This is a genomic window from Phycisphaerales bacterium, from assembly GCA_040217175.1.
GTDB lineage: Bacteria > Planctomycetota > Phycisphaerae > Phycisphaerales > UBA1924 > JAHCJI01.
On record JAVJNT010000001.1, the window covers coordinates 974943 to 996053 of the forward strand.

Consider the following 21111-nt stretch of genomic DNA (forward strand, 5'->3'; position numbering starts at 1 on the left):
GGAAGCTATCGCGCCGCCATGTCGAGCCTGCCCACGCACAACCCGCCGCTGAAAGAGCCCGTCGGAGCGGAGGATCCACACCGGCGGTACTTCTCGACCGACCACCTCATGGGTGATCTCAAGGGTCGATCGCTGCGCGGTGGCACGGTGACGCTGACCGCTCAGACGCTCAAGTTCGTGCTGCACATGGGCTCGACGGTCGTGCTCGCGCGGCTGCTGCTGCCCAGCGACTTCGGCCTGATCGCGATGGTGATTGCCGTTACCGGATTCGTCGAGATGTTCAAGGACGCGGGCCTGTCGACCGCCACGGTCCAGCGCAAGGACATCACGCACGCGCAGGTCTCGACGCTCTTCTGGATCAACGTCGCACTCGGCTTCGTGGCGACCGCGGTAATCGCGGCGCTCTCACCGTTGATTGCCGCGTTCTATTCGCAGCCGGCGCTCGTGCCCATCACGCTCGTCCTCGCGACGGCGATGATCTTCGGCGGCCTGACGACGCAGCATCAAGCGCTGCTCCGCAGACAGATGCGCTTCAAGGCACTGGCGATCATCCAGGTCTCGGCGATGACTTCGGGCATCATCGTGGCGATCGTGATGGCGGTGCTGGGCTTTGGCTACTGGGCGCTCGTTGGGAACATCTGCGCTGCAGCGGCCACCAATGCCGTGCTGGTGTGGGTGTTCTGCGACTGGCGTCCGGGCCTGCCGAGGCGGGGCAGCGGCGCCATGTCGATGCTCAAGTTCGGCGGGAACGTAACTGGGTTTTCCTTCCTCAACTACTTCACGCGGAACGCCGACAACGTGATCATCGGGTTCGTGATGGGAAGCGGCCCTCTGGGAATCTACTCGAAGGCGTACAACCTGCTCATGCTCCCGATACGCCAGATCAACGCACCCGTCGGCGCCGTCATGGTGCCTTCGCTGAGCCGGCTGCAGGACGAGCCGGCACGGTACAAGCGCGCCTACCTGCAGGCAATGAGCGCGCTCGCCATGGTCGGCATGCCGGTGGTCGTCGTCGCGTACGTGCTCGCGCACGAGATGGTGCTGCTGCTGCTCGGCGACGAGTGGAAGGAAGCTGCGACGGTCTTCCGCTGGCTCGCGCCGGCGGCGCTCTTCGGCACCGTCAACGTGGCGCCGGGTTGGTTGTGCGTGTCGCTGGGCAAGCCCCAGGTCCAGGTTCGATGGGCGTTGATGTGGGCGCCGATCACGGTGTCGGCGTTCGCCATCGGCGTGCACTGGGGCGTCGACGGCGTCGCCGCCGCTTTCAGCCTGTCGTGGTGCATCGGAAACTTCGTGTTCATCGCCATGGCCTGCCACGGCTCGCCCGTGCGGAAGCGCGACCTCGCCGCCCGGCTGGCGCCGCAGCTCACGGCGTCGCTGCTGTCCGCGGCCATCGGCTTGCTGGTGCTGTGGGCGATCGCCGGGCCGGTACCATCCGCCATCGCACGCATCGCGATCGTCGGGCCGCTGGTCGGGCTGGCGTATCTGGGCGTGCTCTGGCTCATTCCCGGCAGCCGTGCGCAGCTCACGACGCTGCTGCGCGATGGCGTCAAGGCGGCCGCGACGAAGGGTGGCGCTTCATGAGCGACACGCCCGCCATCACCGTCATCATCCCCAGCAAGAACGACCACGAACGACTGGCCGGCTGCCTCGCCGCACTTCGCGCACAGTCGCTCGACGCGAGCCAGTTCGAGATCATCGTGGCCGACAATGGGTCGGATCCATCGCTCGAATCGCTCGCGGAGGAGCATGGCGCGAGGTACGTGCTCGAGCCCGAGGGCGGCTCCTACGCGGCCCGGAACGCGGCGCTCCGGCTCGCACGCGGCGAGATCATCGCCTTCACCGACTCGGACTGCATCCCCGCCGAGGACTGGCTGGAGCTCGGGCTCGCGGCCCTGGCCAGCCGCGACGGCCGCGTCGACCTGCCCGACCTGATCGCGGGCCGGATGGAAGTCTTCGCCCGGGACGCCGACGCCCCCACCGCCGCCGAGATCTACGAGATGCTCTTCGCGTTCCCGCAGCAGGCCTACGTGCACGGCGACTCGTTCGGCGTGACGGCCAACCTGTTCGTGCGCTCCAAGGTCTTCGAAGCCGTTGGCGGGTTCGAGGATGGGTTGCATTCCGGAGGCGACCGCGAGTTCGGCAGGCGCGCGGTACGCGCGGGCTTCAACCTGAACTACGACTCGGCGTGCGTCGTGTGGCACCCCGCTCGGCATTCGATCGAACAACTCTACAAGAAGCTCGACCGCGTCATCGGCGGGCTGACTGACTCGGAGCTGACCGGCACCCGCGGCGCGCGGCTGGCCGAGCAGCGCGCAAAGCATGCCCTCAGGCCGCCGATCGGCCAATGGCGCAAGGTCTGGCGTCGGAAAGACGCCAGCTTCAAGCTGCGTCTTGCAACCTGCGTGCTCATCGCGCGGCTGCGATGGCGGACGGCAGCGCTGTATCGCGAGGCGGCGCGCTCGCTGGCTTCGCCGGCTCCTACGCCTCCGCCCCGACCGGAAGGTCGCTCGTCAGCGGGTTGACGAACAGGCCCGTGGCGAGCTTGGGGTAGAAGAACGTCGACTTCTGGGGCATGAGTTCGCCCGCGGCGCCGATCTCCTTGACGGCCTGCAGCGGCGTCGGCCGCACGATGACGGCGACCTGGGCGAAGCCGGCGCCACCGCCGGCACCGGTCTCTTGGCCGCTGGCGATCTCCATGACCTCGGGCACGGTGTGGGGGAAGGCCCACTTGACGGCCTCGCCGTCGTTGAACTTGGGCTCGCAGATCTTCTCCACGATCAGGTGCTGCACGAGCGCGACGTCCAGCTTGCGCCAGGCCTCGGGCTTCTCGCCGAACTTGTCGGCGAGCGGGTCGCCGTCCTTCAGCGTCAGCACGACGCACTCGTTGGTCGCCAGGTCGATGAGCCCAAGCACGTTCTTGCCGGGCGCAAACCGCTTGTCCATGTGCTCTTCGATCTGGCCCGGCTCGCGGCCGACGCGGTCGAGAGTGAAGTAGTTCTCCAACTCGCTCGCGAGCTTGCCGAAGTCGTAGTCCTTCATGCCGCCCAGCACGCGGTGCGTCGCGCCGATGGCCAGGCCCGGGTCGCTCATGCCCACGAGCACGATCATCGTGCGGCGAGCGGGGTGGTCGGGGCCGATCTCCTTGCCGCCCTCCCCGAGCTTTGCGAGGTAGTTAATCGCGGTCGTGTAGCGGTGGTGGCCGTCGGCGATGAACACGTCCTCGCCCTGCAGGGCCTTCTCGTACGCCGCGAGCGTCTGGTCGTCGCTGATCGTCCAGACCTCGTGCAGCACGCCGTCACCCATATCCGCCGTCATGTCGGCCGGGCGGCTGTCCATGACGCTCCGCACGAGCTCGGTGGCGGCGCCGTCCTCGTCGGCGTGCAGGCCGAAGATGGGGCTGAACTGCGTCGCGCTCGCTTCCATCAGGGCGAAGCGGTCCTGCTTGGGGCCGCTGAAGGTCTGCTCGTGGGGAAGGATGCCGCCGCCGTCGCGCGGACCAAAGGGGCGCGTCTCGACGGTACAGGCCATGCCCGCCCGCTGGTAGCGCTGGCCCAGGAAGTCGAACGTCTGGCGATACGCGAACATGCTGGGCTTTTCGGTCTGGCTCAGCGTGCCGTCCTCGAGCCAGCCGCGGTACATCTCGGCGGCCTTGGTGTAGGCCTCGGGCGGGCCCAGCTCCTTCGCCGGCGTGTGGGGGAGGTCGATGGCCACGATGTTGGCCTGGCTCTTCTCGAGCAGCTTGGCCTTGCCGCGGGCATCGAGCACGTCGTAGGGCGGGGCGATGGAGGCGCTCACGTCGCCGGTGCCCTGGTTGAACTGGACGGCGCGGAAGGGGAACACGGCGGGCATGGCAAGGCCTCCTGACGATCGGGCGACGCGCTGTAATGGTGCAGGGCAGCCACCGGCCCCGCCGGCCCAAGGATATGCCCGATGGCCCCCGGAGGCGTCCGACGCGGACCTTCCTGCAGCCCCGCCATACACTCGCCCATGGCACGAGCGTTGGTCATCCGGGCGGCGGGCATCAACTGCGACGAGGAGATGGCGCGCGGCTTCCGCATGGCCGGGGCCGACGTCGACCTCCTGCACGTCCGCGCCATCGCCAATGACCCCGGCCGGCTCGACCGCTACTCGGTGATCGGCTTTCCCGGCGGCTTCAGCTACGGCGACGACGTGGCCTCGGGCCGCGTGCTGGCCCTGCTCGTCCGCGAGAAGCTCTACCCCGCCCTCCGCCGGGCCGCCGAGCGGGGCGTGCCGATGATCGGCATCTGCAACGGCTTCCAGGTGCTGACCCAGGCGGGGCTGCTCCCCGGTCCGGGCGCCGACGAGCAGTGGAGCCACGAGCCGCACGAGCCGGGCATCGCCCTGTGCGACAACCAGCTCGGCCGCTATGCCGACCGCTGGGTGCGGCTGCACGTGAACCCCGAGAGCCCCTGCGTCTGGACGCGCGACCTTCATCACGATCCGAGCGGCGCGTTCATGCTCCCGGTCGGCCACGGCGAGGGCCGCTTCGTCGCGCCGCAGGCCACCGTCGACGCGCTGCTGGCCAGCGGCCGCGCGCCGCTGACGTACCTGGACAACTTCAATGGCTCGGCCGGTGCCATCGCGGGCGTGTGCGACGCGAGCGGCCGCATCTTTGGTCTGATGCCCCACCCCGACCGCTACCTCGATTGGACGCGCCACCCCCACTACACGCGATTGGACCGCGAAGCGATCAAGGGCGAGCCCGCCCCGGGCCTGCGCCTGTTCATCAATGCGGTGGAAGCGGCGGCCGTCGCGGTCTGAAGCGCGCCGCGCTAACGCACTTGGCGACGCAGCCCCCTCGGAGCACACGGCGCTCGGCTCGAACACGATGCGCCGTGCGCGTCGCGGTTCACGGGCGGGCGTGAGGCCCACGCTCGGTGGAGCCCGGCAAAAGCAAGCGGACCCGCTGCACGCAGCGGGCCCGCCGGCCGACGGTCGTCTCGGCCCCGAAGGCCCGAAAGCGAGTTGCTAGGGAGAACTGCTCGCCCGTCTTCTCTAGTTTACCTCCGAGACGACGATGATGCCCGATTCCCTGGGGAAAGGAGCCGAAGGGGCCCGCCTGGAGCGTCTGGGGCGATCGAGGCCGCGAAAGCTCGCCGGAGGCACGTCCGACGCGGGCCGCGGAGCCGACGCGAGGCATCCGCTCGTGGCGACCGAATCGAGCCCATGTGGTCGAGAGACTGCCGCCGCCCACCGGCCCGCCCGCGAGGAGCCGCGACCGGTGGGCGAGCGAACAGTTCTCCCTCGGCGGCGAGTATACCCGAAGTGCGCAATTCCTGCGCACGTCTCGACGTTCTCCGAGAAAAACCTTGCTCGTAACGACCGCGCGCACGCTGCAAGAAACGAATTCTGTCGGTAACGAGCGCGATTCGGCGCATTGCGCGGCCACTCATGGCCGCGCGCCGTTCGTCTGCGATGCTTGCACCGGCGCGCCTTCACGTTCGTTCGGCGAGCGTGCGGATGAGCCGGGCCAGGAGCTCCAGCTCGGCCGCCGCGTTGGCGTCGCCGTCGACCCCGGCTTGCTGGCCGCGGAACGAGGCGAACGCCATCGACCACCCGACGGCGATGCCCCGCGACTCGAGGCGGCCCTGGAGGCCCGGGCCGTCTTCGTAGCGCAGCTCGGCGTCGAGCAGCGCGGCATCGAAGCGTGTGGTGTCGTGCTCCAGCCGGGCCGCGTGCCGCCAGAGCGTGACGGTCGCCTCGTGCCCCATCGACGCGACGACCAGCGCGACGGCCGCCGCCGCCTCGGCATCGCTCGACACGATCAGGAAGTGCGCCGCGTCGGTCACGCCAGGGTGGCTCCCGCACGGCCCTCCGCGGCCGCGAGGACCGCGTCGGACCGATCGACCGCGCGACCGCCCGCCCGGACGCCCGCCGGAACGCACGCGGGCCCGCCTGGTCGCGGGCCCGCGCGTCGACGGTCACCGGGGCACGCACCGTGCCCGCTGGAAGAGAAGGCAAGCGTGACGCGTCGCCGCGAGGATATTCGAGGGGCACGCCGCCGTCGCCGCCCGCGACGTCGCCAGATCCCCCACCCTAACCGGCCCCGGGCCGGATGCGCCGCCTCCGCGAGACGCGATCGGCCCCCGCGGCGATCCGGGACGAAGCCGCAACCGGCCGGCGCGTGTGCATCGACGCCGAGGACGCGTCGGTGGACACGTTGCAGGCCAAGGCCCACCAAGCACGCCCCAGAGTCTCGAACATGTTGATTCCCCGCTCCGGTGGTCGAAGGCGGGATCGGCGGTAAGGTCCTAAGAGCGAGCGGCCAACGCCGCCATCCTGTTGCCAGGGAGGTTCACTCTTATGCGCATGCTTCGAACCGTGGCCGTGGTGTTGGCTACGGCGGCCGCTTCGGCCCAGGCCGCACTCGAGCCAAGCGGGCTCCGTATTCTCGTGGACGACGAGACCCTCCTGCCCGGCGAGTCGACCACGATCCGCCTGGAGGCCTTCTTCGACTCGGCCCAAGACTACTGCATCGGTGGAATCGGAACATGGCTCGATTCATCAACCGGTGCCGCGGGCCTGTCCGATCTGCGGCTCATTGGCCCGTTGCTGGGACCTGGTGCCACTGCGGGCAGCCCGGGCGAACATGGAGTCCGGGGCATTCAAGCCGGCCAGATCAACGCCCTGGGCGACATTTACGGCGACCCGAGCAACCCGATCGCGTTCTGGGAAGCCACGTACACCGCGCCAGTGGACGTGGCCGCGCCGTTCGACGTCATGCTCGAGACTCGCACGTCGCTCTTCTACGTGTATCCGTATAGGTACTCGGCCGGCACCGAGAGCCGCCTGGATGGCTTCGTGGACGGCACCGCAACCATCCGCGTGATCCCGGCGCCCGCTGGGGCAACGCTGCTGGTTGGCGTCGTCTTCGCTAGCCGACGCAGGAGGATCGAACATGCCTAGGCCGGTCCTCTGCTTCTCGGCGCTGCTCGTGTTGTTTGCCACGCACGCCCATGCGCAGACTCCCGTGGGCGGTACCATCGACGTCGACACCACCTGGGCGCTGGCTGACAGTCCCTTCAGCGTGACCGAGACGGTGCGCGTCACCGGCGACGCGACGCTGACCATCCAGGCGGGCGTCGAGGTCGCGTTCGAACCGGGCACGTTCCTTTCGATCGACAGCGGCGTGCTGGTCGCGCGGGGGACGGCGTCCAGCCGGATCGAATTCCTGCGCGGCCGGGGCGTCATGCTGATGCCCGGCGCTGACTCGGCCGTACTCGACCCAGACACGGGCGCCTACGTCTCGGGGACGGTGCTTGAGCACGTCGTTTTGCAGTACATCGACGCGGAATTCGGGGCGGCCCTAGAGATTAGCTTCACCGAACCGCTGCTCCGCCACGTCTGGATCCGGGAGGTGACCGGCATGGGCGTGGAGATCGTCGCGAGCGAGGACGTCGACGTCCGGCTCGAAGACCTGAGCATCTCGACCACGAGCGAGTCCGGTTTGACCATCAACGGCGGACGCTCGGCCACGCTCGAGCGCGTCCGCGTGGGCAACGTCGCCATCGCCGATCGCCAAGGCGCCGGCATGCACCTCGCGATCAACGATCGCCGCGACCCCACGCCGGCCGAGCCAGACATCGTGCTCATCGATTGCGAGGTCACCGACGTATCGGCCCGCTGGGGCCTGGTCACCGGGGGCGGCTGGCTCGAGACGCGCAACCTCGTCATCGAGGACTGCGATGGCGATGGGCTGGCCGCCAGCACGCGCCGGTTCGACTTGTCCGGCTGCCGCTACGAAGCCAACACGCGGCACATCTCCATCCGATCCGGCGCGGGAACCATCAACTCGGGCGTGTTCCGCCGCGGGGGCGGCGTCGGCGTGGCCGGGGCCGAGGTCACCGGATGCCGCTTCGAGGACAACAACGGCACCGCCCTCTCGGGCGCCACGGTCGTGCGCGACAATCTGTTCCTCAACAACCGCTCCACCGGCGATGGCGGCGCGCTCGCGCTCTTCGGCTTCGTCGACATCGACGACAACCGCTTCGAGGGCAATAGCGCCGTGCGGGGCGGGGCCATCTTCGCCAACGGCAGCATCGTCTCGGGGGGCAACACCTTCGTGCGCAACAGCGCCAGCTTCGGCGGCGCGGCGTGGCTCGACCAGGGCGTGCGCCGGTCCATCCTGGGCGAGCCGGGCAGGCCCGACGTGTACCTGGACAACACCGCGTCCGAAGCCGGCGGGGCGCTCTACGTCGTCGCCGACGAGGTGGACTTTGCCGCCAACGAGTTCGAGGGCAACCAGGCCGTCTTCGGCGGGGCCATCGCGGTCGATCCCTTGGGTTCGGCCCTCTACCTCAACCGGCCCGAGGGCGGCGTTGGCAACCGATTGGTGGCCAACCACGCCCTCTTCGGCAGCGACATCTACCTGTTCCGGCCCGACCCGGCCTTCCCCACCGCCGATACCGACGCCCGGTGCGTCGACTGGGGCACCAGCGACCCTGCCGCCGTCGCCGAGCGCATCTACGACGCCGCAGATGCGCCGGGGCTGCCCGAGGTGCTGTACCTGCCGCTCGGCCCGTTCGTCGATTGCGTGCCCGACTTCGACGGCAACGGCGCCCTGACCATCTTCGACTTCCTGCTGTTCGCCAATCTCTTCGAGGACGGCGACCCGCGCGCCGACCTGGACGGCGACGGCGAGCTGACGCTGTTTGATTTCCTGTCGTTTCAAACGGCCTTTGACGCTGGATGCTAGCTCGATCTGTCGCCTCGCCGGCGGGGCCATGTGCGCGCCTCTCCCGTCGCGGGCCTGAGTTTCGATTCCTGGACTCTGCCGGCGACAACGTTCCGAGCTCAATGAGGAACGCAGTCATGAAAAACTCATCGATGAGGACCCCACTGATGAGGACCCCACCATGCCACTCCTGAGCCGTCTCATCTTCTCCGTCCTGGCCTCCCTGGCCGCCCCCGCCCTCGCGCTGGCCCAGGCACCGTGCGCCGATCCCATGGCCATTTGCCTGCCCGATCTCGACGGGACCACCGGCGTCCGCTTCGACGGGACCGATACGCTGGGCCAGACCGGTGCGTCCGTGGCGTTCGCCGGCGACCTGAACGGCGACGGCATCGATGATCTGGCCATTGGCGAGCCCGACGCCGGTGGTGGCGACGGCGGACCAGGCGCGATCTACCTCGTATATGGGCGCGCGATGCCGTTTGCCCCGAGGGCGTCGCTCGAGTCGCTGCCCCCGGGCGTCGCCACACGCGTGACCCCGCCCGATGGCGTCGTCGGCCTCGGCTTCTACCTCGCCGCCATCGGCGATCTCGACGGCGACGGCTACGACGACCTTGCCATCGGCTGCTACGACCGAACCGAGGCCATCGGCCGGGCCTACGTGCTCTTCGGCCGCCAGGGCGGCTTCCCCGCCAACGTACGTCTGGACGATCCGGGCGTGCGGACGCTGGCGCTCGCCTCGGGCAGCCCGCTCGCGGTTGCGGCCGTCGCCGTCGCGCCGGCGGGCGACTTCAACCACGACGGCTCGCCCGACCTGGCGCTGGGCGCGCCCAACGCGGGCGTGGGCGGGGAGGCCTACGTGCTCTGGGGCCGCGAGGTGCCGGGCGGAAGCGAGCCCTTCCCTCCCTCGCTCACTCTGGGCTCCTGGCCGGCCTCGGTGGGCCTGACGCTGCGCGGCGGCGCCGGGCAATACGCCGGCTCGTCGCTGGCGGGCGCACCCGTTGGCATGACCGCCGACGCTAACGGGGACGGCGTGGACGACCTCCTCGTCGCCGCGCCGCGCACGGAGCCGGCCGGCCGGGACGGGGCGGGCCGGGTGTACCTTGTGTTTGGCTCGCCTTCCCACGGGCTGGGCTCCCCCTCGATCGATCTGCCCGCGCTTCCCCTGGACGCCGGCGCGCGCTTCGACGCCCTCGAGGAACGGACGGGCATGTTCCCGAGGTTCCTTGGCGACCTCAACGGCGACGGCCGCGATGATTTCGGGCTCTTTTCGCCCGCGTACGGCCCCAGCGGCTCGGTCGATGGCAGGGCCTGGATCCGGTTCGGCCGACCGCCGCATGATGGCTTCTGGCCGATCGAACCACTGTGGATCCCCGATGCCTCGAGAGGGACGGAGATCAGCGCGAACTTCGCTGGTACCAGATACTTCGGCACCAGCGCGGCGGCCATCGGCGACTTCGACGGCGACGGCCTTGACGATGCGATCGTCGGCGCCGCCCTCACCTCCTACTCCGATCCATGGCTCGTCGAGCCCGGCCGCGCCTTCATCCTGCGCGGTGCCCGCTCGTGGCCGGCCTTGTTCGATCTAGGCTCACGCCGCGACCTGTACATCCCCATCGACTACGACGTGTGGGGCCAGAACGTTGGCTGGTCCGTCGACGGCCTGGGGGACTTCAACGGCGACGGCCTGAACGATCTGACGCTGGGCGGCCCGGGGCGGCGGGGCAGCGGTGGTGAGCCCGGCTCGGCCTTCGTCGTCTTCGGCGGAGACGCGGGTGGACCGGGGTGCCCGGCCGACGTCGACCGCGACGGCGTGCTGACCGTCTTCGACTTCCTGGCGTTCCAGAACCTCTTCGACGACGGCGATCTGCGCGCCGACCTCGACGGCGATGGCGAACTCACGCTCTTTGACTTCCTGGCGTTCCAGACGGCGTTCGACGCGGGGTGCTGAGGATTTTCTCGTCGCTGCGCCGGCGGGGCCGGACCGCCCGCCGACTCGCCCACCCGCCGCCCAAGCCCCGGCCGCCGTCCGTTCTTGCCCGGCGGCCGCCCTCGCCGTGACGGACCGTGCCTTCGTAGCGAAGGCACGCGGAGCGGCACGGAAGGCGTCCGTCGGCGGGCCCGGGGGTGCCGCCTGGGGTCCAGACCCGGCCGCCGCGGGCGGAGTGGGCCCTGCGCTTGCACCCGCGGCGGCGTTCTTCGCCGTGTTTCCGGCTCGGGCTCAAGCGTCGCATCCTTCATGCCGATGCCAGGACGGCACGAACGCGTCGGGATCGCGGCGCGGCGGCGGTCCGCCGCAACGCGAGGACGACCAGCAGCAAGACGGGGAGCGACCGCGATGGCACGCCGAGCACCGAAGGACGACGCCATGTTCCTGGACACCTGCCGCGCCCTGGCGACGCGCTGGGACGCGGGCACGCCCGGCGACATCGGCCTGTCGTCCCAGCAGGTGGACGCGCTGGTCGAGCTGCTCGAGGAAACCACCGAGTGCACCCGCGAGTACGCGGCGTATCGGAGCAAGGCCAGGGCCTCGAACGACGCCCGACGCGAGGCGATGGCGCGGCTGCGGCGCGCGTTCGGCGCACTCGTGCAGACCATCGACGGGTACGCCCGGTACACGGGCAACGCCGAGGTGTACACGCTGGCGGCCATCGCGCCGCCCGCCAAGGGCGCCCCCCGCGGCACGCCGCCCCGTCCAGTCCCCATCGACGCGAGGGTGCTCAACGGCGGGGCCATCGAGGTCAGCTTCAAGGCCAGCGGCGACGGCGCGGTGTACGAGCTCCAGCGACAGGCCGTGCCCATCGAGGGGCCCGCCGGACCGTGGGCCACGATCGCCAGCGGCGCCAGCAAGCGGTGGATCGATGATTGCCCGCCACGGGGCGTCGCGGCCGTCTACTACCGCGCCCGCGGCGTGCGCCCGTCGCGCCGCGGCACCACCGCCAGCGAATGGAGCGAGCCGGCCACGGCGACCTTCGGCCGCGAGAAGGTAGCGGCCGAGACGAGTCCAACCGAGGCGCCCGAGCCAGCGGGCGATCGCGCGGCCTGAGGATCGGCTCAGCCGCCCGGCTGGCGCAACACCGCAATATTCGGCAGATTCCGATACCACCCGTCGTAATCGAGCCCGTACCCGACCACGAACGCATCGGGCACGTCGAAGCCGACGTAATCGGGCGTCATGTCGACGGCGCGCTCGACCTCCTTGCGCAGCAGCACGGCGGTGCGCACGCTCGCGGGGTTGGTCGCCGCGACGAGGTCGCGGACGGCGGCGAGGGTGCGGCCGCTGTCGAAGATGTCGTCGACGATGAGGACGTGCGCGCCCGTCAAGGATTCGGTCGGGCCCGAGCCCCCCATGTCACTCAGCCTCACGCCCTGGCTCGTCGTCGCCCTGCCGGGGTAGCTGGAAGCCTCGATCAGTTCGAGCCGCAGCCGCATGGGCATGGTGCGGACGAGGTCGGCGGTGAAGACCAGGGCCCCGGTGAGCACCGGCACGACGACGAGGCGGTCGGCCCCGGTGGTGAGCTCGAGGTCGCTGGCGATCTGGGTGCCCATCTCGGCGACGCGCATGGCGATCCGCGTGCGGTCGATCAGGATGCGCTCGATGTCGCCCTGGAAGTCCGGGTGGGCGTCGGGATGGGGGTCATGCGGGACCATGGCGGCCACTGTAGGGAAACCGGAGGCTTCCGGCGGCGCATGGGCCGGCAGGGGCCGCGTCCCTATCATTCCCATTCGCCCAAACGACGGGCCCGCGCCCCCGCGTTCGCGGGATCCGCAGGGCCCATGGAGAGACTGATGACCCAGGCCACGGCCTCAACGCTCGCGCTCGATGGCGGCGCTGCCACCTTCGATTCCCCGGTCGCCTTCATGCGGCCCCAGCTCCAGCCCCAGGACGTCGAGGCCGCCCACGAGGTCCTCAAGAGCGGCATGCTGCGGGCGGCGGGCAAGTGCGGCGAGCTCGAGACGCGGTTCGCCGAGGCCAGCCAGGCGAAGCACGCCCTGGCCTGCGCCAACGGCACGTGCGCCCTGCAACTCGCCTATCGCAGCCTGTTCCAGCGCGGCGACGAGGTGCTCGTGCCCGCGTGGACGTACATCGCCACCGCCAGCATGCTGGTGGCCGAGGGGATGACGCCCGTGTGGGTCGACAGCCTCGAGGACACGATGCAGATCGACGTGGCCGACGCGGCCAAGAAGGTCACCAGCAAGACCAGGGGCATCGCCGCGACGCACCTGTACGGCATGCCCGTCGACGTGCACGCGATCGCCGAGCTCGCCAAGGCCAACGACCTCAAGGTCGTCTACGACTGTGCGCAGAGCCACCTCGCGACCGTCGACGGCGAGGGCATCGGCACCTTCGGCGACGCCTGCACCTACTCGTTCTACGCCACCAAGAACCTGGGCACGGGCGAGGGCGGCATGATCACCGTCAACGACGACACGCTCGGCCACGACGTCGCGCTCCTTCGCAGCCACGGCGAGACCGACAAGTACCTGCACGAGCGCATCGGCTTCAACTATCGCATGAACGACATCACCGGCGCCATCGGCTGCTCGCGCCTCGACCGTTTGCTCGACGAGACCAACGCCCGCCGCGCCGCCGCCGACCACTACGACACCGTGCTCGGTGCCATCGACGGCGTCCTGCCCCCCGGCCGCACGAAGGGCGCCGACTCGGCGTGGCACCTATACACCGTGAAGCTCGACCTAGACCAGTTCACCTGCGACCGCGACGCGTTCACCAAGGCGCTCAGCGCCGAGGGCGTGCCGACGGCCGTGCACTACCCGCGCTCCCTGACGCACCAGCCGGCGTTCAAGGACTACGTGAGCGATCATCCCCCGGTGGCCGAGGCGTTGGCCAGCAAGGTCTTCTGCCTGCCCATGCATCACGAGCTCCATCACGCGACCATCGACCGCATCGGCGAGGCGGTGGCGAAGGTGGCGGCCGCCTACCGCCGCTAGGTCGCCGGCAGCATCGACAGCCGCGACTGCACGAACATCCGCTGCGGCTTCGCGCACGGCAGCGTGAGCGCCCGCTCGAAGCACGCGCGGGCCTCTTTCGTGCGCCCCGCACGCCTCAGCAGCTCGCCGCGCACGACGTCCGCATGGGCGTAGCGCTCGAGCGGGCCGATGGCGTCGAGCTCGGCCAGGCCCGCGCCCATGCCCTTCGCCATCGCAATCGCGACCGCCCGGTTCAGCCCCACCACCGGTCCGGGCTTGATCTCGCGCAGCAAGTCGTAGAGCGAGACGATCTCGCGCCAGTTGGTCTCCTCGAAGCTCGCCGACCGCGCGTGCACGGCGGCGATGCCGGCCTCGAGGTGGTATGCCGTCAGCTCGTCGCCGCTGGCCGCCCGCTGCAGGTGGTGGAAGCCGCGGACGATCAGGCCGCGATCCCATCGAGATCGGTCCTGATCTTCGAGCAGCAGCAGGCCGCCCTCGGCGTCGCTGCGCGTCTCGAGCCGCGACGCGTGGAAGAGCATGAGCGCCAGCAACGCGTGCGCTGCTGGGCTGGCGGTACGCTCGTCGCGCACGAGCATCGCACCCAGGCGGCAGGCTTCTTCGAACCGGTCTCGCCGGATGACCTCGTCGCCCTCGCTCGCCGAGTATCCGTCGTTAAAAAGCAGGTACACCGTCTCCAGCACGCTCCGCATCCGCGGCTCGAGCTCGTCGGCTTCGGGCATGTCCATCGAAGCCCCGCTGTCGCGGATCGCCCGCTTGGCGCGCACGAGCCGCTGGGCGGCCGCCGACTCGGTGACGAGGAACGCCCGGGCGATCTCCCCCGTGCCCATGCCCGCGACCAGCTTCAGCGTGAGCGCGACGCGCTGCTCGGCCGGCAACGAAGGATGGCAGCACATGAGCATGAGTCGGACCTGCTCGTCCAGCTCGCCGTACGCCCGGGCGTATGCGTTGCGCTCGATCCAGTCGCGCAACGCGGGCTCGTGCCGACGCAGCGTGGCATCTCGTCGCAGGGCGTCGAGGGCCCGCCGCCGGGCGACCTGCGTCAGCCACGCGGTCGGGTTGTCGGGCACGCCCTTGAAGCGCCAGCGGCGCAATGCCTCCAACAGCGCCTCTTGGACGACGTCCTCGATCAGGTCGAGCTTGCCGGGCCCGAAGATGGCCACGAGCGACGCCGACAGCCTGCCCGACTCGTGCCGGAACAGGTGGTCGACGAGCGCAAAGACAGCGCCTTCTTCAGACGGCATCGATCTGGCGGACGTGGGTGGCGCAGCCATACTTCGCGTGCGGGCTGTGGCGGGCGATCTCGACGGCCTCGTCGTACGACTCGGCGTTGACGATGAAGAAACCGCCCAGCACCTCCTTGCTCTCGGCGAAGGGACCGTCGGTGACGGTGACGCCCGCGCCGTTGCGGGTGAGGACTTTGCCACCCTCATCGGCCAGCTTCTCGCCGGCGGCGAGCTTGCCGGCCTGGCCGAGTTGCTGCGCCCAGGCGCCGTACTCCTGCACGATCTGCTGCATCTGCTCGGGCGACACGTCGGCGTAGTCGGCGGGGTTGTCGAACAGCATCAGCAAGAACTTCGGCATGGTGGACTCCTTGCGGTTTGCGCAGCCGCAGGGGAGGTGCGGCCGCTGGGTTCATCTCGTAGACGAACAGGCCCTCCCGGATTCGACAGACAATCGCTGAAAATCTACCACACCCGCCGCACGCACCACGGCGCAGCAGCCAGCCCGATGAGCACGGCGATGACGCTCTTGACCACCATGCCCGGCAGGAAGGGCAGCATGCCGCCCTCGACGGCCCGCTCCAGGGTGAAGCCGCGGACGATCGCCAGCCACGGCACGCCCATCGCGAAGATGACCGCGTGGGCCGCCAGCACGGCCGCCACGATTGCGAGCCAGCCGCGGGGCAGTCCGTCGGATCGCCGCACGATCATGCCCACGATCGGCTGGCACGCGACGAACCCGACGATGTAGCCGCCGGTCTGGCCCAGGATGACAGCCAGCCCGACCGACTCCTCGGCGAACAGCGGCACGCCCACGACGCCCGCTGCGACGTAGAGCAGCATGCTCAGCGAGCCCGCTCGCGGCCCGAGGCACAGGGCCGCCAGCACCACGAAGAGCGTCTGGAGGGTCATGGGTACGCCGTCGGGCGGAAGGGGCACGCTGACGTACGCCCCACCGGCGGTGAGCAGGGCGAAGCCCGGAATCCCCAAGGCCCAAAGCTGGGCCTTGGAGAGGGCGCCTTCGTGGGCCGGGCTGGCGTCGCGGATCGTGGCCATAGGACCGACATTGTTGGCACCCGTCAGGCTCGCCAATGGCCTCCTGGCGGCCTACAGATTGCCTTCCCCATCCCGGAGAGGTGGCGGAGCGGTTGAACGCGCCGGATTCGAAATCCGGTATGGCCTTCGGGTCATCGGGGGTTCGAATCCCCCCCTCTCCGCTTGCTCAGGCCCCGCCCTCGGCGGGGCTTTTGCATTGGAACAAAGCTCAATGACGCCAGCTGCCCGATAACCACGAATTGCGTGGGCGTTTCAGAAACTGATATTGAAATCAGACGGATCTGGGTTATGCTCATTCCATGCCGGCTACGTTCCAGGATGAGACGACGGCGGTCGTCGCCGAGATCCGCGACCTGTTCGCGCAGGTGATCGAGTCGACGTGCGGCAGCTCCATCGGCCTGTCGGAGGTCTGCGACGGCTTCGGCATCCATCGCAAGCTGGCATGGCAACTGACCAAGGTTGCCTACGGCGAAGACCCCTTCCAAGCCGCCCGCTACATGCCCACGCCCAAGGGCATCCAGACATGGATTCGCTCGGCCGCTGCACGCGGCGTCGATGCCACGCTGCTCGCCCGCGTCGTTGAGGGATCGTCGAAGTTCGAGGGACTCGTCGAGACGCACGCGGGCAGTCGTACCGCGATGGACATGCTCCTCGAATCGTGCGTGGAAGAGCCGAGCGAGGAGATCGACGTTCGCTGGCGCCAGCGGGCCTTCGAGGGCAACGGATACGTCTGGGGCGTGCAGGCGCGCACGATGGCGGCCTTCGCGATCCTCGCGCCGTCGACCACCAGGCGCGGCTGGCTCGACGTCGCCCAGGTCCGCAGCCTCATCGACTTCCGCCGCACGCGCCCCGATACGCGCTGGATGATCGGTCAGGGCACCGTCACGGGCAGCGGCGACACCGCCGGCTTGCCCGACCGCCAGCCGCTGGACCCCGACTCCGCGCGAAGGGCTGGCGGCGTTCCGGTCATCGGCGAGTTCACGAGTGATCCGTTGCCCGAGCTCGAGCGCCGCAACGCCGAGCCGCCGGTCGTCATCGACGAGTTGCTGCCGGGGCAGATCGGCCAGGCTGGTCAGGTCACCATTACGACAGGCGAAGTGATCCGCAATCTTGCGCCGGCGTTCGCGACCGAACCCGGCCAGCGCGCCCACTTCGGCACGGGCGTCGGTACGCCTGCCGAAGCGATGCTCTACGACCACTTCGTGCACAAGGACCTCTTCGAGGGCGTGCACCGCGAGCTGTGCGTCTTCGGCGAGGTCGGGCGGCCCTACACGCACGACGAGCGGGACCGGCTGCGCGTCCCCGAGCAGGTCCAGCACCTGGGCCGCGGCCTGGCGAGGGTGCACACGCCCGATGCGCCCGGCTATGCGCCGCTGCTGCGGTACGCATTCGGCCGCTGCGACTGGGACGCGGGCGATTTCGACCTATACCGCGTGCGCATGGCCTACCCGCCGCTGTCCACGTCGGTGATGATCCGCCACGAACTTCCCGAGCCTCCGGAGTGGCTGGAGGCTTGACCATCGATCTCGTACGCCTGGGGGCCGACTCGCACGAATGCAGAACTTACCTGGAGGCATGAAATGACCACGTTCCGCTCCGCAACCCTTGCCGTCCTGTTGGCGGCCCCCACCACCGCGCTCGCGCAGACCGTCGACTTCGAGGACCTCGCCGAGGGCTTTTACGGCTCGACGTTCGAGTACGCCGGCATGTTCTTCCAAGACATCAACCAGGTGTCCGGCGTCTTCCCGGATGGATCGACCTTCGGCCCGCAGGAGTTCGACGAGGTCGTCATCGAGGATGCAACGTTCTTCTACGACGACTTCCCCGCGTGGGGCAGCCCCGAGAACGCGCTGACCTTCGGCAACGCCTTCGTGCCGGGCGACAACCTCTCGATCGGCCGCATCTCGTCGGCGACCATCGTGCTCGACGAGGACCAGACCAGCGTCTCCATGGACATCGCCTACTACCAGGATGGCCCGTGGGGCGGCATCGTCGTCCACCTGGACGCCATCAAGCTGGGCGAGGTCGTCGGCAGCGCCGACACGATCACCATCCGCGACGGCGGCGGCCGCGACAGCATCGCCCTGGGCGAGCTCAGCATCTCGGGCGTCGAGTTCGATGAGTTGCACCTCTACGCCACGTTCGGCAGCGAGTTCAGCCTGCCGCGCATCCTCATCGACGACATCGCGTTCGGCACCGGCTGCCGGGCCGACTTCGACGGTGACGGCAGCCTCACGCTGTTCGACTTCCTGGCCTTCCAGGACGCGTTCGACGCGGGCGATCTCGCCGCCGACTTCGACGGCGACGGCAGCCTCACGCTGTTCGACTTCCTGGCGTTCCAGAACGAGTTCGACGCCGGCTGCTGATCAACCGACGAATTCGCACGGTTTCCTATCCGCGACGGCCCGCCTCTTCTCCCTGGGGCGGGCCGTTGCACGTGGTGATCGGCGGAATGGACTCGCGCAACGCCTAACATCGCCGTCGCGACAGGGATGCGGCGCCCGCGCGAGAGAGGCCATGCATGCTCAACGCGGTCTTGTGGTACGTGGCCATCTCGCTCACCGGCCCGCTCGTCGTGCTGACGCTCGCCCCGCTGGTGCTCACGACCGGGTCGTGGGTCGTCCGAGCCTGGGACTTTCCTCGTTTGCAGTTGGCCGCGTTGACCTCGGTACCAGCAGTGCCGCTGCTCGTCATCATCTTGCGAGACGCAGGGGCATGGTTCGCTACCGCCTTGCTCATCCTGCTCTTCGTGATGGCGGCTTCGGGCGTCGTGCAGTTGCTGCCATTCACCCGGCTGTGGTCGCGAGAGGTCGAGGGCTTGGGCGAGGCTGCACGCAACGAGGATTCGCTTCGCATCCTCGTCGCCAACATCCGCTACGAGAGCCGGCAGTTCGAGGCGGTCTCGGACACCATCCTCGAGGCCGACCCCGATCTGCTCCTCCTCATCGAGATCGACGAGACGTGGCACGGCGAATTGCATTCGCTCGCGCAGGGCTATCCGCATCGCATCGAGTCGATCGCGGACGAAGGCCTCGGCCTGGCCTTGTGGTCCAGGCGACCGCTCGGCCAGGGAGGGATCGAGCATCTCATCAGCGAGCGTCGGCCGTCTATCGTCGCCGAGGTGGAGACACAGGACGGCCGAACAATCAGGTTCGTCGGCCTGCATCCCACGCCGCCTGGCCTCCGCGACAGTACCGGCCAGGATCGTCGCGACAGCAACGTCCGGGATGCCGAACTCGTGCTGCTCGCCAGGCGCATTGCCACGGATCCGAACCGCAACTGGATCGTCGCGGGCGATTTCAACGACGTCGCCTGGTCGCACACGACGCGGTTGTTCAAGCGTCTCAGCGGGATGCTCGACCCTCGGGTCGGACGCAAGCTCATGAACACCTTCCACGCAGGGCGGTGGTACCTCCGGTTCCCCGTTGATCATCTCTTCGTCGCTCCGGGCACTCGCATCGGCCGCCTCGATCGCGTCAGGCTGCCCGGCTCGGACCACTTCGGCCTGCTGGCCACGATTGCCCTTGAGCCGAGGTCCGAAACGAGGCCTGCAGATCCGGACAGCGACGCCGATGACGCGCACGAAGCCGCCCATGCGGTCGAGCGAGGGGCCGAGGACGCCGGAGCGAGAGGCGTGAAGTCCGGAGACCCGACGCGATCGATCTAGGGTGATCACGTACTGGTTTCCGGGTCATTACGTATATGTCGGTTGATTTCCCGGATTCGCCGGGCAACGCTTCGTGGACCCTGCCGACGCAGCCAGGGACTGACTCCGAGTCGCAACACGTCGTCTCGTTCGTTCAGCCCGTTGCGTTGGCCCAGATCCATGACCACTCTCGAGACATCACGCGCGTCCGCCCTCTCGAGCATCAGATGCACAGGGCGACGATCCTGCGGCAGGCTGGAAGCTTGGCCCGTGCTCGAGGATGCCCTGAGCGACCTCGACGAGCTTGGTCCGGGCGTTCTGGGCTCGCGTGCGCAGGATGGCGAAGGCTTCGGCCTCTTCGACCTGTTGGTCGGCCATGATGGCGCCCTTGGCGCGTTCGATCACCTTGCGATCCGCGAGCGCCTGCCGCAGCGAATCGACCTCGCCGGCGAGTTCTTCGAATTGCTCGAATCGCGCCCGTGCGACGACGATGGCCGCCTCGAGATCGATCGGATCGATCGGCTCGACGAGGTAGGCCATGACATGGTCGGCCATGGCCTTCTGCACGAGGCCCAGCGAACGCCGCTCGGCGACGATGACCGTCGGCACCGGCTTTTCGGATCCCAGCTTGACGGCGGCTTCGATTCCGTCGCCGTCGGAAAACTCGATACCCGTCACGATCAACTGGGGCCGCTTTTCGGCGGCCGCCTCGAACATCGCTTGGATCGTGTTGCACCGACACAAGACGGCGTGCCGACGTCCGACGATGGACGCGAGTTGCTCGACCATCTCGCCTCGACCGTGGGCGACGATGACGGCGAGCCCATGCAGGGCCTCTGCGGCTCCTTCGACGGCCGCGTGCTCTCCGTGGGGTTGGTCGGCGTTCATCGCGGTCTCCATCTCTCGGGCCCTGCGGGGCAGTCCACGACCGACCAGTGTACCCGCCGCCCGCTCGAGCGGGCACGTTCGACCCCAGCCGAATGAACCCAGAAATGAGCTCACAGATCTTCCAACTCGCCTATGTCAGCAAGCGTCGTTCGAGCGTCACCGATGAAGATATCGTTGATGGCATCGTACTGCCCGCGATCACCAAGAACCGCTTGCTCGGCCTCACGGGGTGCTTGTGGTTTGACGAGCATCACTTCTTCCAGGTGCTGGAAGGCGCTCTCGATGCCGTGGAATTGATGTACGAACGCATCAGCACCGATCGGCGGCACGAGTCGATCACGCGCATCCTCTGCGAAGACACCGGCGGGAGACGCTTCGAGCGCTTCGGCATGCGGGCGATACGCTCGGATGCGGCCAGATCGATGCCCGAACTGGTTACGGCCTATAGCGAGGGACGGTCGATTTCCGTCGGCCGTGCGGCCCCCTGGTGGAATCCGCTCGCGCGGTCCGACCGCCGAGGACGGGATTCGGCGACGGCGGTCGAGCCCCTGTCGCTGGCCCGACGCGTCATCGATGAACTCGCCGGCTGGTCCGACGCGACCCCGGCGTAGCGCCCCCTGCCAACGGCCACGGTCCACGCTCGCGTACTATCCGCC

19 protein-coding genes and 1 tRNA gene are annotated in these 21111 nt (G+C 69.1%); 13 read left to right on the forward strand and 7 right to left on the reverse strand.

Annotated features, from left to right (window positions below; all coding sequences use genetic code 11):
• The first annotated feature begins 18 nt into the window (after positions 1 to 18).
• Complete coding sequence (locus RIA68_04225; protein ID MEQ8316640.1) at positions 19 to 1581, forward strand: lipopolysaccharide biosynthesis protein; 1563 nt, start codon at positions 19 to 21, stop codon at positions 1579 to 1581.
• Positions 1578 to 2522: a glycosyltransferase gene (locus RIA68_04230; protein ID MEQ8316641.1), complete on the forward strand. Its 945-nt coding sequence runs from the start codon at positions 1578 to 1580 to the stop codon at positions 2520 to 2522. The genes RIA68_04225 and RIA68_04230 overlap by 4 nt, the downstream gene beginning before the upstream one ends.
• Here the strand turns inward: RIA68_04230 and RIA68_04235 are convergent.
• Complete coding sequence (locus RIA68_04235; GenBank protein MEQ8316642.1) at positions 2479 to 3849, reverse strand: DUF1015 domain-containing protein; 1371 nt, start codon at positions 3847 to 3849, stop codon at positions 2479 to 2481. The genes RIA68_04230 and RIA68_04235 overlap by 44 nt on opposite strands.
• 138 nt (positions 3850 to 3987) lie before the next feature.
• Between RIA68_04235 and RIA68_04240 the strand changes: the two genes are divergently transcribed.
• A complete protein-coding gene (locus RIA68_04240) occupies positions 3988 to 4782 on the forward strand; it encodes a phosphoribosylformylglycinamidine synthase subunit PurQ (GenBank protein ID MEQ8316643.1) in 795 nt (264 codons plus the stop codon).
• Between the two features lie 674 nt (positions 4783 to 5456).
• Here RIA68_04240 and RIA68_04245 read toward each other — a convergent pair.
• A complete protein-coding gene (locus RIA68_04245; GenBank protein MEQ8316644.1) occupies positions 5457 to 5810 on the reverse strand; it encodes a hypothetical protein in 354 nt (117 codons plus the stop codon).
• Positions 5811 to 6324: 514 nt separating this feature from the next.
• Here RIA68_04245 and RIA68_04250 point away from each other — a divergent pair.
• The 4 genes from RIA68_04250 to RIA68_04265 all read left to right on the forward strand — a co-directional run bounded on the left by RIA68_04250 (position 6325) and on the right by RIA68_04265 (position 11738).
• A complete protein-coding gene (locus RIA68_04250) occupies positions 6325 to 6927 on the forward strand; it encodes a hypothetical protein (GenBank protein MEQ8316645.1) in 603 nt (200 codons plus the stop codon).
• A complete protein-coding gene (locus tag RIA68_04255) occupies positions 6920 to 8716 on the forward strand; it encodes a right-handed parallel beta-helix repeat-containing protein (protein ID MEQ8316646.1) in 1797 nt (598 codons plus the stop codon). The genes RIA68_04250 and RIA68_04255 overlap by 8 nt, the downstream gene beginning before the upstream one ends.
• Before the next feature lie 160 nt (positions 8717 to 8876).
• Complete coding sequence (locus tag RIA68_04260) at positions 8877 to 10643, forward strand: GC-type dockerin domain-anchored protein (GenBank protein MEQ8316647.1); 1767 nt, start codon at positions 8877 to 8879, stop codon at positions 10641 to 10643.
• A 387-nt stretch (positions 10644 to 11030) separates the two neighbouring features.
• Positions 11031 to 11738 (forward strand): hypothetical protein, encoded by a 708-nt coding sequence (locus RIA68_04265; GenBank protein ID MEQ8316648.1) that lies wholly within the window; start codon positions 11031 to 11033, stop codon positions 11736 to 11738.
• 8 nt (positions 11739 to 11746) lie between these two features.
• Here RIA68_04265 and hpt read toward each other — a convergent pair whose 3' ends face one another.
• On the reverse strand, positions 11747 to 12343 hold the full coding sequence (gene hpt / locus RIA68_04270; protein ID MEQ8316649.1) for a hypoxanthine phosphoribosyltransferase: 597 nt from the start codon (positions 12341 to 12343) through the stop codon (positions 11747 to 11749).
• Between the two features lie 138 nt (positions 12344 to 12481).
• Between hpt and RIA68_04275 the strand changes: the two genes are divergently transcribed.
• Positions 12482 to 13645, forward strand: a complete 1164-nt coding sequence (locus tag RIA68_04275; protein MEQ8316650.1) for a DegT/DnrJ/EryC1/StrS family aminotransferase — start codon at positions 12482 to 12484, stop codon at positions 13643 to 13645.
• Here the strand turns inward: RIA68_04275 and RIA68_04280 are convergent.
• The 3 genes from RIA68_04280 to RIA68_04290 all read right to left on the reverse strand — a co-directional run bounded on the left by RIA68_04280 (position 13642) and on the right by RIA68_04290 (position 15921).
• A complete protein-coding gene (locus RIA68_04280; protein MEQ8316651.1) occupies positions 13642 to 14886 on the reverse strand; it encodes a sigma-70 family RNA polymerase sigma factor in 1245 nt (414 codons plus the stop codon). The genes RIA68_04275 and RIA68_04280 overlap by 4 nt on opposite strands.
• Positions 14876 to 15226: a YciI family protein gene (locus tag RIA68_04285; GenBank protein ID MEQ8316652.1), complete on the reverse strand. Its 351-nt coding sequence runs from the start codon at positions 15224 to 15226 to the stop codon at positions 14876 to 14878. The genes RIA68_04280 and RIA68_04285 overlap by 11 nt, the downstream gene beginning before the upstream one ends.
• A 104-nt stretch (positions 15227 to 15330) precedes the next feature.
• Positions 15331 to 15921: a biotin transporter BioY gene (locus RIA68_04290; protein ID MEQ8316653.1), complete on the reverse strand. Its 591-nt coding sequence runs from the start codon at positions 15919 to 15921 to the stop codon at positions 15331 to 15333.
• A 74-nt stretch (positions 15922 to 15995) separates the two neighbouring features.
• On the opposite strand from RIA68_04290, the gene RIA68_04295 reads away from it, so the two are divergent.
• The 4 genes from RIA68_04295 to RIA68_04310 all read left to right on the forward strand — a co-directional run bounded on the left by RIA68_04295 (position 15996) and on the right by RIA68_04310 (position 19588).
• A tRNA-Ser gene (locus RIA68_04295) sits at positions 15996 to 16082 on the forward strand.
• 138 nt (positions 16083 to 16220) lie between these two features.
• Positions 16221 to 17438: a hypothetical protein gene (locus RIA68_04300; GenBank protein ID MEQ8316654.1), complete on the forward strand. Its 1218-nt coding sequence runs from the start codon at positions 16221 to 16223 to the stop codon at positions 17436 to 17438.
• A gap of 63 nt (positions 17439 to 17501) precedes the next feature.
• Complete coding sequence (locus tag RIA68_04305) at positions 17502 to 18287, forward strand: GC-type dockerin domain-anchored protein (GenBank protein ID MEQ8316655.1); 786 nt, start codon at positions 17502 to 17504, stop codon at positions 18285 to 18287.
• A 155-nt stretch (positions 18288 to 18442) separates the two neighbouring features.
• Positions 18443 to 19588 (forward strand): endonuclease/exonuclease/phosphatase family protein, encoded by a 1146-nt coding sequence (locus RIA68_04310; GenBank protein ID MEQ8316656.1) that lies wholly within the window; start codon positions 18443 to 18445, stop codon positions 19586 to 19588.
• Between the two features lie 177 nt (positions 19589 to 19765).
• Here RIA68_04310 and RIA68_04315 read toward each other — a convergent pair whose 3' ends face one another.
• A complete protein-coding gene (locus tag RIA68_04315) occupies positions 19766 to 20455 on the reverse strand; it encodes an ANTAR domain-containing protein (GenBank protein MEQ8316657.1) in 690 nt (229 codons plus the stop codon).
• A 104-nt stretch (positions 20456 to 20559) separates the two neighbouring features.
• Between RIA68_04315 and RIA68_04320 the strand changes: the two genes are divergently transcribed.
• The gene (locus tag RIA68_04320) at positions 20560 to 21066 is read left to right on the forward strand and encodes a BLUF domain-containing protein (protein MEQ8316658.1); all 507 of its coding nucleotides are present in this window, start codon (positions 20560 to 20562) and stop codon (positions 21064 to 21066) included.
• The last annotated feature ends 45 nt before the right edge of the window (positions 21067 to 21111 follow it).